General features: G+C 44.9%; 9 protein-coding genes. 7 read left to right on the top strand and 2 right to left on the bottom strand.

From position 1 onward, the window contains the following. Positions 1 to 30 precede the first annotated feature (30 nt). The 4 genes from AC0YN6_RS10625 to AC0YN6_RS10640 all read left to right on the top strand — a co-directional run bounded on the left by AC0YN6_RS10625 (position 31) and on the right by AC0YN6_RS10640 (position 6877). Complete coding sequence (locus tag AC0YN6_RS10625) at positions 31 to 963, top strand: peptidase U32 family protein (protein ID WP_475746750.1); 933 nt, start codon at positions 31 to 33, stop codon at positions 961 to 963. Between the two features lie 94 nt (positions 964 to 1057). Continuing rightward, entirely contained in the window at positions 1058 to 2317 is a 1260-nt protein-coding gene (locus AC0YN6_RS10630) for a peptidase U32 family protein (protein ID WP_475746751.1), read from the top strand. A 191-nt stretch (positions 2318 to 2508) separates the two neighbouring features. Continuing rightward, positions 2509 to 4722 (top strand): methyl-accepting chemotaxis protein, encoded by a 2214-nt coding sequence (locus AC0YN6_RS10635; RefSeq protein ID WP_475746753.1) that lies wholly within the window; start codon positions 2509 to 2511, stop codon positions 4720 to 4722. 199 nt (positions 4723 to 4921) lie between these two features. Next, positions 4922 to 6877, top strand: a complete 1956-nt coding sequence (locus AC0YN6_RS10640; RefSeq protein WP_475746754.1) for a peptidoglycan D,D-transpeptidase FtsI family protein — start codon at positions 4922 to 4924, stop codon at positions 6875 to 6877. An 84-nt stretch (positions 6878 to 6961) separates the two neighbouring features. Here AC0YN6_RS10640 and ytvI read toward each other — a convergent pair whose 3' ends face one another. After that, positions 6962 to 8113, bottom strand: a complete 1152-nt coding sequence (gene ytvI / locus AC0YN6_RS10645; protein ID WP_475746756.1) for a sporulation integral membrane protein YtvI — start codon at positions 8111 to 8113, stop codon at positions 6962 to 6964. A gap of 166 nt (positions 8114 to 8279) precedes the next feature. Here ytvI and AC0YN6_RS10650 point away from each other — a divergent pair, with 166 nt between their 5' ends. Further along, positions 8280 to 9671, top strand: coding sequence for a polysaccharide deacetylase family protein (locus tag AC0YN6_RS10650; protein WP_475746757.1), 1392 nt, complete (start codon positions 8280 to 8282; stop codon positions 9669 to 9671). Between the two features lie 103 nt (positions 9672 to 9774). On the opposite strand, the gene ilvD is transcribed toward AC0YN6_RS10650, so the two are convergent. Beyond that, positions 9775 to 11460, bottom strand: a complete 1686-nt coding sequence (gene ilvD, locus AC0YN6_RS10655) for a dihydroxy-acid dehydratase (RefSeq protein ID WP_475746758.1) — start codon at positions 11458 to 11460, stop codon at positions 9775 to 9777. Positions 11461 to 11701: 241 nt separating this feature from the next. Here ilvD and AC0YN6_RS10660 point away from each other — a divergent pair, with 241 nt between their 5' ends. Continuing rightward, a complete protein-coding gene (locus AC0YN6_RS10660) occupies positions 11702 to 12400 on the top strand; it encodes a response regulator transcription factor (RefSeq protein WP_475746759.1) in 699 nt (232 codons plus the stop codon). Then, positions 12390 to 13487: a sensor histidine kinase gene (locus AC0YN6_RS10665; protein WP_475746760.1), complete on the top strand. Its 1098-nt coding sequence runs from the start codon at positions 12390 to 12392 to the stop codon at positions 13485 to 13487. The genes AC0YN6_RS10660 and AC0YN6_RS10665 overlap by 11 nt, the downstream gene beginning before the upstream one ends. Positions 13488 to 13565 lie beyond the last annotated feature (78 nt).

Raw genomic sequence — 13565 nt, forward strand, 5'->3', positions numbered from 1 at the left:
CTTGCTCGAAATTTTTAAGGAGGATTATGAATGGCGTACAAGCCGGAATTGTTAGCTACCGCGGCATCGATAGAGGAGCTTGAAAGGCTCATAGCGGCAGGTGCGGATGCTTTTGTCGTTGGTGAAGCACGCTACGGTATGCGATTAGCAGGTGAATTTAGCACGGAAATGATAGAGCAGGCGGTAAAGATTGCGAAGCCAAAGGGCGTAAAAATATATGCAGCACTTAACAATCTTATGGACAACGAAGCAGTTGATTCTTTAAATGAGTATGTATCAAAGCTTGCTGATATAGGTGTAGACGCGATTATATTCGGTGATCCTGCTGTGTTGATGGCTGCTAGAATATATGCTCCTGGGATAGCATTGCATTGGAATGCGGAAATGACCTCAACAAATTATGTAACTGCGAATTATTGGGGCCGCAGAGGAGCAACGAGGTATGTGCTGGCTCGTGAGCTGAACATGGAACAGGTGATTGAGACGGCCTCAGGCTCGGAGCTTGAGGTTCAAGTTCATGTCCATGGCATGACGAATATATATCATTCCAAGCGTTCGCTTGTTGATAGTTATATGGAACATCAATTGGAGCCGGAGCGGCTGCCTATGAAGGATAAGGATCGCGGATTATACGTAATGGAGGCCGAGCGCAAGGATGAGCGTTATCCGATTTACGAGGATGCGAACGGAACACATATCATGAGCTCGGATGACGTTTGTATGGTAGAGAACCTTCATGAGCTACTAGAATGTGGAGTAAACAGCTTGAAGATTGAAGGGCTAATGAAGTCAATCGAATATAACGAGATCGTCGTGCGCTCTTATCGGCAGGCGATTGATGCTTATTTGGCTGACCCCGAAAACTACAAATTCGAAGAACAATGGTTGGATGATATTAAACAAGCACAGGACCCGAAACGCGAGCTAAGCTATGGGTTCTTTTATAAGGAACAAGTCTATTAATAAATAAATGCTTACGAAGTGAGTTTTGCTTCGCAAAACAAAAGATAATGCTTACGAAGTGAGTTTTGCTTCGCAAAACTTAGGAGGAACAAAATTGACAACGATTGAGAAGACAACACCTCGCTATCAAGGCAAACGTCATCGGTTGGATAAGCCGGAGCTTCTCGCACCAGCTGGTAATTTGGAGAAGCTGAAATTTGCGATTCATTATGGTGCTGACGCTGTTTATATCGGCGGACAAAAGTATGGCTTGCGATCTAATGCTGACAACTTCAGCTTTGAAGAAATGAAGGAAGGCGTCGAGTTTGCAAACCGTTATGGTGCTAAGGTATTTGTCGCTACGAATATCTATGCGCACAATGAGGATGTAGATGGGCTAGAGGACTACTTGCGTGCTCTGGAAGACGCAGGAATCTCAGCTATTATAGCTGCTGACCCTGTCATTATTGAAACGGCGCAGCGAGTAGCACCGAAGCTGGAAGTTCACCTGAGCACGCAGCAATCGACGCTTAACTGGCAAGCTGTGCAATTTTGGAAGGATGAAGGTTTGCCCCGCGTTGTGCTTGGTCGTGAGACAAGCTTCAAGGAAATCGCAGAAATTAAAAAGAATGTTGATATTGAAATCGAGGCATTTATACATGGTGCCATGTGTTCATCGTTCTCAGGACGGTGCGTGCTGTCGAATCATTTTACGGATCGGGATTCCAACCGCGGCGGTTGCTGTCAGTCATGTCGCTGGAAATATGATTTGTTTGTTGATGATTTGCCAATGTATCAGGAAGAAGAAGATAAGTTCACTATGGGCTCTAAGGATCTTTGCATGATCGAATATTTGCCAGAGTTGATTGAAGTTGGCGTGGACAGCTTCAAGATTGAGGGCCGAATGAAGAGCATCCATTATGTGGCGACAGTCGTTAACGTATATAGACAAGCCATTGATGCTTATTTCGCTGATTCAGAGCATTTCGAGTTGAAGCAGGAATGGGTAGAGGAAATCAATAAGGCCGCTAATCGTCCGCTTAATACGGGTTTCTTCCTAGATACGCCAGGATCAGAGGATCATATTTACGAGCCTGAGGAAAAAGCTGCCCCTTATGATTTTGCTGGAGTTGTGTTAGACTACAATACAAAAACAGGTTTTGCAACCGTACAGCAGCGCAATCATTTTAAACTCGGACAGGAAATCGAATTTGTTGGTCCACAAGGTACATTCTTCAAGCAAACCGTAACAGAAATTACGGATACAGACGGTAATGCACTCGATGCTGCACGTCATCCGTTGCAGCATATTCGGATACGTACCCTTAAACCAGTTAAACCGATGGATATGATGAGGAAAAAAATTAGGAAATAGCAGAAAAGAAAACCATGACTAGAGTCTTATTTTATTAAAAAATAAGACTCTTTTTTTATTATTTATTATTATAAATTGACTAGTAAATGTCGATATAAAAATAATAGACTGTAAATACATAATTCGGCAAGATACGCTAGAAACAAACGACCTATTTCAGACTTATAATATTGAAGGCGGTGTCTTTCCTAATGGAAAACAAAGAAGAACAAAAACAGAATTCTCAGAAGAAAACACAGGAGAGAGAGAGAAAAGGTACAAATGAAGAAAAATCTGGATCACTAATGAAAGCGTCATTAAAAATAAAAATGCTTTCACAAGCAGCAAGTGCTGCTAAAGATTCTGTGAGAAGTACGAAATTATCGAATCCGATTAAATCGGTAGGGATGAAGCTTTTTTTAATCATCTTTTTCAGTATTATTGCTTGTGTATTAGCAGTAGGCCAAATGGCATATACAAAATCGAAAGAGATCGTTGAAAATAAAGTGTCGGAAGCAAGCTTTCAAACGATCAAGCAGGTAGCCAATAACCTTGATGTTATTTACTCAACGTATGAGGACTTGTCATTGCAAATATTAATAGATAAAGATTTTCATGAAAGTGTAAGGATGATGAAAACAAGCAAAGATGATTATGGGAAATTCGAAGCTTCACGCAAGCTAGCTGATAAATTACAATCCTACATAATGGGCAATAATACGATTTCCTCAGCGATGTTATTGCCTGTCAAGGCAGATTTGGTACCAATCACAGCAGGCAATGCGATGGCTAGCAGTGCAGAGAAGCTAATGCAGACAGCGTGGTTTAAGGAAACAATTGAACTTACGGGAAAAACGAACTGGATTCCACCACAAGCAGAAGGTTTATCCGACCCAAATGGCAAGTTTGCAATAGGATTGAGTCGCTTGATTAAAGATTCAGCTTCAAGTGAAGGATCCTATGTGTTACTGCTGGAAATTGAGACGGCTACGATAGCCAAACGCTTTAGTGATGTTCGTCTGGGCGATGGCAGTCAGCTTGACATTGTGAATGCTAATGGCCAATACATCACAAATAGTAATGAAGAAATGATCGGAAAGGCAGCGAACATTACGTTGCCGACCGATGGGGATAAAGGAATTGAAGGTTCTTTAAAAATGAAAACAAATAGCGGTGAAGACGTACTTGCCAGCTATCAAACCTTTGCTACAATGGACTGGAAGCTTGTAGGTACGGTACCGGTAAATGAGCTTATCAAAGACGCTAAAGCGATTCAAAACTTGACATGGATTACTGTATTTATTGCTGCTCTAATTGCGATTGCAATCGGAATACTTGTTATCATGACCATTGCCCAGCCGCTTGTGAGATTGCGTAACCTGATGACTGAGGGAGCAAGCGGCAATCTGACCGTTCGATCGGTGATGAAGAAACGACAAGATGAAATCGGTGAGCTTAGCGAAAGCTTTAATCTCATGATGACACAAATTACGGCTTTGGCTGTTCAGACGACCGTTTCAGCTGAGGATGTGCTGAATACGGCAAATGAGCTTGGGGATGCATCGAGAAAAACAGCGATCTCCGCTAAGGAAATCGCAGTCGCTACAGAGGAGATCGCTGGTGGAGCAACGAGCTTAGCTGTTGAAGCGGAGCGAGGCACTGACCTGACAGGCAACATCAATGAGCAAATGAAAAATGTGATTGCTGCCAATGAACAGATGGTTCAATCTGCACAAGCGGTTGAGAAAGCAAGTGAGCAAGGAACGAGTTATATGGGCGTTCTCATTCAGAAGACCAGCATGACGGAAGAAATGACCCGTTCGATGGTGGAGAAGGTCGATGCGCTGAAGGAAAGCACGGGCTCAATCGTTAAAATTTTGGACGTGCTCAACAGCTTAACAAAACAAACGAACATTTTGTCATTGAATGCAACGATTGAGGCAGCTCGTGCAGGCGCTGCAGGTAAAGGTTTTATGGTTGTCGCGGATGAAATTCGCAAGCTTGCTGACCAAAGTCGTCAATCCATTGACGTGGTTGCTCAAATTACGGAGAAAATTAGAGGCGAGATCGACGAGACCGTATTGGTGTTGTCAGACGCTTACCCACTGTTCCAAGAACAAATCGGTTCCGTCAAAGAAGCGAATCAAATATTTTTTACAGTATCTGGTCAAATGGGTGCAATGGTCAAAAAGCTGGATGACGTAACAGATTCCATTGGTCAGTTAGATGAATCGCAGATTGTATTAGGTGAAGCAATGACTAACGTAAGCGCGGTAGCCGAAGAGTCCTCTGCTACCTCAGAAGAAGTGGCTTCACTTAGCTCGGAACAACTTAGCATCAGTGAAGGTATGGTGCGTTTATCCGAGAAGCTGGATACGGTATCTCGCGAGCTGAAAAATACACTTTCTCAATTTAAGATTGATTAATTCATTTGGCATCATGGATATGAAATAATAAGATTTGAAGATGAGCTGCTCAGGCATTTACTGCTGAGCAGCTCTTTTTTTTAAGAGGATTGATGTTTGAAGGTCAACAGCAGAAGGAAATAATGAGCGTATATGGAATAAGCCGCTCTCAGAGCTTTTGGCAGCTATAAAAAGGAGAATTGCAGGATGGGGTTTGGATATGATTAAGCGTATAACTATAGCTGCTTGTCTAATCAGCTTCGTCATGCTGGTCTATATAGGACGTCTTGCTTGGATTCAGCTGATGCCGGGAAGCTCTTCGGCAGCAGTTCTCTCCCCTGCAGCCAGCCGAGGAGGCTGGCAAAGATTGTCCGTTCAGCAGCGTCAGCGTAATTTGGTGCTCGATACTGGACGGGGCGACTTCTATGATCGACATGGAGAAGCGATAACAGGAGAAACTTACTCAGCAATTGCACTATTTCCCATTCGGACGGATATCAAAGATCAAGAAGAAGATATAGGCGAGCTTAGCCGCTTATTAGGGACGACCGAGCAGCAATTGCGAGAGAAGTGGGACAAAGGTCGAGAGCCTGTATTTTGGAAGGCGGATGGCGAACAGTCTCCTATGCGGTTGACCAATGATCAAATTGCACGCATAACTAAGCTTCAGGTAAGCGGAATTCGTGTGCTTCCTTATCGAAATCGATATTTGCCTTATTTTGATGCTAAGCATCTGATTGGATTTACTAGTCAGCATCCGGAATGGCTGGAAGCTAAACACGCGAAAGACCTTGTAAGCGGTAAAAGAAAACTGGTCGATCAAGTGGGAGGTTCGGGACTTGAGAAGTCACTCGATAAGCTTCTGCATGGAGTGGGAGCGACATCCGTTTCTTTTTTCTTGGATGGTCGTAACGCTCCGATGCACGGCCTTGATATACGAATTACGCAGCCGGGCAACCATTACTATCCGCTAAAAGCGATGACAACGATCGATTTGAAGTTACAAAATGAAATTGAAGCTTACGTGGATGAACAAGGACTGCTGGAGGGCGCGATTGTCGTGCTTGATGCAAAAAATGCGGATATCGTTGCTATGGTATCAAGGCCGCAATTGAAGCCGGGGCAGTTCCAAAGCTCGGACGGGAGTGAGTGGGCTAATCATGCGATCAAAGCGGTGGAGCCCGGTTCGGTCTTTAAGCTTGTAACAGAGGCGGCAGCACTGGAGGCAGGTGTGGTGAACCAGCATGAAACGTTTTTTTGCAATGGTGAATACGGGAAATATGGCTTGTCCTGCTGGAAGGAAGGAGGGCATGGGCGCTTAACGCTTAAGGAAGGTCTCGCACAGTCATGTAATATTGTGTTTGCAACAGTGGCAGAGCGCCTCAAAGCAAAGGAAATGAAACGTACTGCCGACCTGCTCGGTATCGGACAGCAAGCAGGCTGGCATCGTGATAAAGGCTTTGGTCCTTTCAACGCGCCGCTGAGACTGTTGGAGGAAGAAGAGCGTGGACAGCTGTTTGCAGCTGCGCATACCGAATTGAATAAACGAGATAATCGTGCAGCAGAGGGTGGGAATACCGGGCAGAAGCACGGTGTGAAGCGGCGCGGCAAGCTTGACGCCGCGCAGAAGGTGCGGGATCAAGCGGCGATGCTGGCGGCCGTCGATGGCGGCGTGCTCGCGCAGAGCGCGCTTGGGCAGCGTGATGTAAGGATGTCGCCGCTTCAGGCGGCGAATCTGATTGTAACGCTGCTGAACGAGGGGCGCGTGATGGAGCCGCGCCTTGTCAGTGAAATCCGCTATGCCAACGGCCAGCGGATGGTGAAGCTGCCCGCGCAGCGTGCGCTAGCGAGCCGCGGCCGGATTAAACCGGCCACGGCGCATACGCTGCTGCGCGGCATGCAGGCGGTCGTCGACCATGGAACCGGTCGATCGATCCGCCAAGGGCTGTGGGCGGTGGCCGGCAAATCCGGCACCGCCGAAACGACTCGGGCCGGAATCGCTCGCAACCACCAGTGGTTTGCGGGCTACGGCCCGGTTAAAGCGCCACGATACGCTATCGCCGTGCTCGTGGAGAACAAGCCGCCTGGCAGCTCACATCAGGCGACTAAGCTCTTCCGCGGCGTCATGGATATTGCCGCCCGCCATTCCATTGCTGATGGCAGCAAGCTACCATAGCCACAAAAGAATAGAGCGATGCCTTCACAGCGAATATATTATCCGCTGTGAAGGCATCGCTCTATTTCGGCATTGGTGTGCAATTTATTCCTTTTTATCTTCATCCTGCTTTTCTATAGGTGCAATGTCAGACATGCTGCCGGGAATATCATATTCACCAAGCGGAGCATGAATCCAGCGGTGGAAGTAGCCTTGATCATACAAAGCCTTAATTAAGATCATAAGAATAGGTGACAAGATCACACCTGCAACACCGAATAGCGATAAGGACACAATCATGAAAGCGAGCATCGTAAAGGCAGATACGCCTAAGGAGTCGCCCGTAATTTTGGGTTCAAGAATTTGACGGGTAAGCACAACAACAAGAAATAATGCTGACAACCATATGGCAAGCGAAATCTTACCGACTATGATTAAATAAATAATCCATGGAATGAAAATGGTACCTACGCCGAGCAAAGGCAAAATATCAAAGATGGCCGATACTACAGCAATGACGAAAGCATTTTCCACCCGAAGCAGCAAGAGTGCGATCAAGATGACGATAAACGTGATGCTGATCATCTTTGCTTGAGCTTTAATGTAAAGTGCAATACCTTTAAAAACATTGTTGCGAAGGAAAAAGAAGGCGGATTTAAACGTATTCGGTGTTTTGTCTTCAGCCGTTTTCTTCCAAGTCGTAATTTCAATACTTAAGAAGTAAGCTAATATAATACCTACCACAAAATTGAAAACGAATGTAGAGAAGGATGACACGTAACCGATAATGGTAAGTAATACATTTTTTCCGAATAAAGCTAATGTAGCAGAGGCTCCTTCAATAAGATCTTTGGAGCGCTGAACCAGATCCAAATCTGCAGGCATGTTCCCAAATCTGGTTTGAATTTCTTCGGTAATCGAAGCAATCTGAATGGCAAGCATTTCTTGATATTTAGGGAAGTTTTCAACCAGCTCGGTTCCTTGCTTCGTAATCAAGAAAGCCGCACCGGAGAAGGCGGTAAGTAAAATCAGTGTAAAAAGCAGAACTGAAATACCAGAGGCAATCGATTTTTTCATGCCAAGCTTATTTAGCCGTTTGGCGAGCGGTTCGATACATAAGAAGATGAGAAAAGAGAAAAATATAGGCGTTGCAATGCGGTACAAATAGCTGAAGGAAAACATAATTAAATAAACGGTTAGGGCAATGAGCGCGATGTCAAAGGCAGTTCGCCAATACTTTTTGTAAAAGGGCAGCATAGTGATTCTCCTTCTTTTTCCATATTCATATTTCCATAAAGATTGTACTATAGTTTATAAAAATGTGCCTATTTTTTATTGCATTATGATACAATAAAAGTTACTGTTGTTGTTTTGTACTGCTATTATTTCGTCGACTAATTCATATAACGGTGGGGAAAACAAAATGGAAAATTTGTTCCTATGGGGATTATACGTCGCATCCTTCTATGCGTTTCTTCCAGGTCTGATTAGCCGAACTTTTGGGTTTCGTGTTTTCAAGAAGGGCCGAGTGGAGAAAGAGATTTCTTTGACGTTTGATGATGGACCGGATGAGATTTACACGCCCCAATTGCTCGATCTTCTAGCGCGTTATAATGCAAAAGCGACTTTCTTCGTTGTAGGCTCGCACGCTGAGGGTCAGCAAAAGCTGCTTCAGCGGATGAAGGAAGAGGGTCATGATATTGGCGTTCATAATTACGTTCATAAATCGAACTGGGTTATGCGTCCTCGGACGGTTAAGCGTCAAATCGAGCGTACCATTGACATTATTGAGCAAGCGACCGGGTCGCGTTCAACTTATTACCGGCCGCCATGGGGAATCGTTAACGTATTCGATTATGGAAACTTAGGACATTTACAAATTATTTTATGGTCTGCGATGTTCGGAGACTGGCGTATTCGTCTAGGCTCGGAGCAATTGAAGAAGCGAATGCTCAAGAAACTTAAACCGGGTGAGGTTTTACTCTTGCATGATTGCGGCATGACTTTCGGAGCTGACAAGGACGCTCCGAGAAATATGCTTGTGGCGCTTGAAGCTTATTTAGAGGAAGGCTCTAAGAAAGGCTATCGTTTTGTAGGCATTGAACAAATGATGAAGTTAACCGATGCTGCGCGTGCTGCACGTACTTCAATCTGGAAGAAAGCGATCATATCGCTTTGGTTGATGTGGGAGCGTCTGTTTCACGTCGTTTTCCGTTTAAAAACAGTAGGTGATGTCAACGAAGCAGCCTTTCATTATCGTGTCATCACTTATAACGGTCAAGATATTGAATTAGCAGAAGGCGGGCGCGTCTCGAAGGGAGACCGTGTTGCTGAACTGCATTTTGACAACAAAAAATTGTCGACAATTGCAGCGACCTCGAAATCTCCTGTAGCTACAGGTATTCGCATGCTGCGTGAAGTGGAGCAAGCCCTTCCGCTGCTTGCAAATCAGCTTGCTGATGATGCGGAGGCAAGCGATATTAAAGCTGTGTATGGAGTAACGATGATCCATCGCGGAGCTGATCGTCTAGGATTTGAAATTTTCCAGCTGCCTGAAGGCTGGTTCGCCAAGTCGACGCGTGTCTACTTGCGTATATTGATTAAAGTGCTGACAAACACAAAGCAAACAGCGAGGAGCAAGAAAAAGAGAGAAACGATTTCGCCGCGTATATTGCTAATGCCTGCTGCAACCATTAGACAGTATGCTACGACGAAGCTGAGCTTGATACAAGATATAAGTGAAACGGTCGAGAGAACATTAGGCGCAGCTGCCGACGAAGCTGCTCAGCTAGGTACGAAAACAACAGCGATATAACGTTGAAGAATGTTGCTATCATCCACGATAAGATATACAAAACAAAAGGAGTGCAGGCTGTTTCCAGCTTGCACTCCTTTATTGTTTTGTATATTAATTGTTACTACATTTTCATTACGCCGCCAGTGCTGGCGGATGTAACAAGATGAGCATAACGAGCCAAGTAGCCACGTTTGATCTTCAGTTCGAAGCCTGGCCATTCAGAACGGCGTTTCTCGAACTCTTCATCGCTGATAAGAAGATCCATCGTACGGTTGTTCATGTCGATCTCGATAATATCGCCGTCTTTTACAAAAGCGATAGGGCCGCCTTCAGCTGCTTCAGGAGAAGCGTGGCCGATGCTGATGCCGCGAGATGCGCCAGAGAAACGTCCATCAGTAATGAGAGCAACCTTAGCGCCAAGTCCCATACCTACGATTTGTGAGGTTGGTGCAAGCATTTCTGGCATGCCCGGGCCGCCGCGTGGTCCTTCATAACGAATCACGACAACATGGCCTTCTTTAATTTTTCCGTTAGCGATGCCGTGAAGCGCATCGTCTTGGGAGTCGAAGCAGATTGCAGGACCTTTATGGTAGCCGCCAACGGACTTGTCAACTGCGCCTGTTTTGATAATAGCGCCATTAGGAGCCAGATTACCGAACAGAACAGCTAAGCCGCCGCGTTCTGTATGCGGATTGTCAATTGTATGAATAACGTCGGTGTCTTGAATTTCACAGCCAACAACATTTTCGCGAAGCGTTTTGCCGGTAACGGTCATGCAATCACCATGCAAAGCGCCTTCTTTCTTGAATAGCTCATTAAGGACTGCACTTACACCGCCTGCGTTATGCACATCTTCAATGTGATAATCGGATGCAGGAGCGATTTTCGCCAAATGCGGAACGCGTTCAGCCACTTCGTTGATGCGCTCAATTGGGTACTCGATTCCAGCTTCATGCGCAATTGCAAGCGTATGAAGAACTGTATTTGTTGAGCCGCCCATTGCCATATCTAGAGCAAATGCATTGTCAATTGTATCTTTTGTTACGATATCGCGCGGCTTGATGCCAAGCTCGATAATTTTCATCAATTGGCGTGCTGCGTCTTTTACGAACTCTTTACGTTCCGGAGATACAGCAAGAATTGTGCCGTTACCAGGCATAGCAAGTCCCATACCTTCTGCCAAGCAGTTCATGGAGTTAGCTGTAAACATACCTGAGCAAGAGCCGCAAGTCGGACAACCGAATTGTTCAAGCTCCATCAGTTGGTCATCATTAATTTTACCAGCTTGGTGAGCGCCTACGCCTTCAAATACGCTGGAAAGTGAAATCGAACGACCGTCGGATGTTTTACCCGCTTTCATAGGTCCGCCGCTTACAAGCATAGTCGGGATATTGACGCGAAGTGCGCCCATGATCATACCCGGAGTGATTTTATCACAGTTCGGAATACATACCATTCCGTCAAACCAGTGCGCATTTACGACTGTTTCGATGGAATCAGCAATGATTTCACGGCTGGCAAGGGAGTAACGCATACCGATGTGACCCATCGCAATGCCGTCATCAACGCCGATTGTGTTAAATTCGAAAGGAACGCCGCCAGCTTCGCGAATCGCTTCCTTAACAAGCTTGCCGAACTCTTGTAGATGAACGTGACCAGGAATAATATCAATATACGAGTTACAAACCGCGATAAACGGCTTGTCGAAATCTTCCTCTTTTACACCTGCAGCGCGAAGCAAGCTGCGATGCGGTGCGCGGTCGAATCCTTTTTTGATCATGTCAGAACGCATTCTTTTGGCCGCCATGTAAGTTCCCCCTATATGCTGAATAAAATATCAATACTCTCGATTTTATCACAATGGACAAGCGTTGGCTATAACAGGGGAAGAATGGAATTTCATGCGTAAATGTTAAAAATACATTAAGAATCACTTAAACATTGTGATAATCAGACGAACTGCGGGACATCATGCTGATTATTCAGGTATAGTATGCTCAGTGGTTACTTGGTTAACAATTTGAAGACGGTTGAGGGGGCGCACGCATATGGACAGACGAGTATTGATTGTTGATGATGAGCGGGAAATTGCTGATCTTATAGAGATCTATTTGAGGAACGAAGGATTTGTAACTGAAAAGGCCTATGACGGGGAGCAGGCATTGCTTGCTTTTGCGAAGGCTCCTTTTGACATCGTTATATTGGATATTATGATGCCCAATATGGATGGTCTGGAGGCAACCAGACGATTAAGACGGGATCAATCCGTGCCAATTCTAATGCTTAGCGCAAAAGCTGAGGATATGGATAAAATTATGGGGCTAATGACAGGCGCTGATGACTATATGGTCAAGCCGTTTAATCCGCTTGAGCTTGTTGCGCGGGTTCGTTCTTTGTTAAGGCGAACCTATCAGTACAGCGGGCAAGCAGGAGCAAGCAGATCGCTTGATAAAGAGCTTCGCCTAGGACCGCTGAGAATCGATAAGCTGAGTCATACCGCGGAGATAGATGGGAAGCCGCTGCATTTGACTTCGACTGAATTTGGCATATTGCATTTGCTGGCTGGTCAACCGGGCAGAGTGTTCAGCGCAGAGGATATTTTCCAGCAGGTATGGAAAGAGAAATATTTTGATTCAAATAATACGGTGATGGTGCATATTAGCAAACTCAGAGATAAGCTGGAGAAGGAGCTGGGCGATAAAATGATTATTACCGTCTGGGGGGTTGGCTACAAAATTGAAGGATAATATCACGTTAAAACTAGTCGTTCGTTCGTTGTTTCATTTATTTGCAAGCGCTGTGCTATCCGTTTTTTCGATATTTGTATTATTAAGCTTCGGATCGTGGCTTATCGATAATATAAGATTTATGAGAGTTCTTTATCAAATGGCTAATTCATTAGCTAATCAGCAATTTATTGTTGCAGGAGCAGGCATATTGCTGTTTTTGTTGTTCTTTATAATTTTTCAGTGGAGGCTGTTTCATTATCTTGGCCAAATGAATAAGACGGTTAGCCGAATAGCAGATGGTACGTATGAGATGGATTATAAAATTGAAGTAAGGAAAAACAACCTATTTGGGCCAATGGCAGCTAATGTGAACAGCTTGGCTAGCCGGCTTCATCTTGCCCTTGAGGAAGAACGGAAAGCGGAGCAAACAAAAAACGAGCTCATTACAAATGTTTCACATGACTTGCGTACTCCGCTTACATCGGTACTCGGCTATTTAGGATTAATTGAGCAGGACCGATATCGCGACGAGGTAGAGCTGCGCCATTATGTACAAATTGCATATGAAAAATCCAAACGGCTGAATATTCTCATTAATGAGCTGTTTGAATATACAAGAATGCGCCATGATACGGCTGCGCTAAAGGTAACAAATTTCAATCTAATTGAAATGCTGGGTCAGCTGTTGGTGCAATTTCGACTGCCGCTAGAGGAAGCAGGTATGATGAGCAAGCTTGCAGTTGATAAAACGTCCATCATGATCAAGGGGGATGCTGCAAAGCTTGTACGTGTATTCGAGAACTTGATTGTCAATGCCATGAATTACGGCAGAGAAGGCAAACAGGTTATTGTCACGGCTAAGGTAGAGGAAAGGACAGTGATCGTTGAAGTAATCAATTTCGGAGAGCCGATTCCAACGCTTGACTTGCCTCATATCTTCGATCGGTTTTATCGCGTAGATAAATCACGGACGCAGTGGTCTGGCGGTTCCGGCCTAGGGCTAGCAATAGCCAAAGGTATCGTCGATAAACATGGAGGCTCAATTTCAGTATCCAGCGATTCAGATCAAACGCTCTTTCGCGTATCCTTGCCGATTATTAACTAATAATTAAGGTTTTCTTATGATTTGGTTACAGTCTCCTTAAGCTGATGCTTCTATACTTGGTCGTATAGAAGTGAAAGT

The organism is Paenibacillus sp. J22P15 (assembly GCF_056269345.1).